The organism is Vibrio sp. 1874, assembly GCF_033344395.1.
Lineage (GTDB): Bacteria > Pseudomonadota > Gammaproteobacteria > Enterobacterales > Vibrionaceae > Vibrio > Vibrio alginolyticus.
The window spans coordinates 1-1,237 of the sequence record NZ_JAWPOR010000114.1; the positions used below are offsets into that span (position 1 = coordinate 1).

The 1,237-nt window shown below is 49.0% G+C and carries 1 protein-coding gene; it reads right to left on the reverse strand.

The window, feature by feature from the left end:
* Positions 1-10 precede the first annotated feature (10 nt).
* The coding region (gene murA / locus R8N46_RS24935) for a UDP-N-acetylglucosamine 1-carboxyvinyltransferase (RefSeq protein WP_318189740.1) at positions 11-1,237 on the reverse strand (1,227 nt) is incomplete at its 5' end.

Consider the following 1,237-nt stretch of genomic DNA (forward strand, 5'->3'; position numbering starts at 1 on the left):
TTTAACTTGACTAGCTCACTCGCTCAATATTTGCGCCGAGTGCAGCCAGTTTATTTTCAATTTTGTCATAACCGCGATCGATGTGATAAATACGATCTACGATGGTTTCGCCTTTCGCGATACAACCAGCAATCACCAAACTTGCCGAAGCACGTAGATCCGTTGCCATCACTTGTGCACCACTTAGTGATTCAACGTCACCACAAATAACCGTATTACCTTCAATCTCCGCTTTCGCCCCCATACGCATCAGCTCAGGCACGTGCATAAAGCGGTTTTCAAAGATAGTTTCAGTGATCACGCCGCCGCCTTTCGCCATCATGTTCAATAGCGTAAATTGCGCTTGCATGTCTGTCGGGAAACCAGGGTGAGGCGCAGTGCGAATACTTACTGCTTTTAACTCACGGTCTGTCATATCAACAGAGATCCAGTCTTCGCCTGTCTCCACCAATGCACCCGCTTCTTCTAGCTTCGCGAGAACCGCTTCAAGCAAGTGACCGTTGGTATTACGACAAACCACTTTACCGCCAGATACCGCTGCAGCTACTAGGAATGTCCCCGTTTCAATACGGTCTGCTACGACACTGTGCTTGCCGCCACCTAAGCGCTCAACACCTTCGATAGTGATGGTGTCTGTACCCGCGCCAGAGATTTTCGCGCCAAGTTTATTTAGGAAATCCGCCGTATCGACGATTTCAGGTTCGCGCGCTGCGTTATCTAACGTTGTGGTACCTTCAGCCAGAGCTGCTGCACACATGATGGTAATGGTCGCGCCAACGCTCACTTTGTCCATCACGATGTGCGCGCCTTTCAGACGACCATCAACTTCAGCTTTCACGTAACCATCTTCAAGTGTGATGGTTGCGCCTAGTTGTTCCAGGCCAGTAATGTGCAAGTCAACTGGACGTGCGCCGATAGCACAACCACCAGGTAGAGAAACTTGACCTTGACCAAAACGAGCCACAAGTGGGCCTAACGCCCAGATAGAAGCACGCATGGTTTTAACTAAATCATAAGGAGCGCAATATTCATTGATGCTGCTTGGATCGACGTGAACAGAACCGTTACGGCTTACTTTAGCGCCAAGGCGTTTTAGTAGCTCCATGGTTGTGTCGATATCGCGAAGATGTGGTATGTTTGCCACTTCTACAGGCTCTTCAGCCAAGATAGACGCAAATAAAATCGGCAGTGCTGCGTTTTTTGCACCTGAAATGGTCACTTCACCAACTAGTGGTTT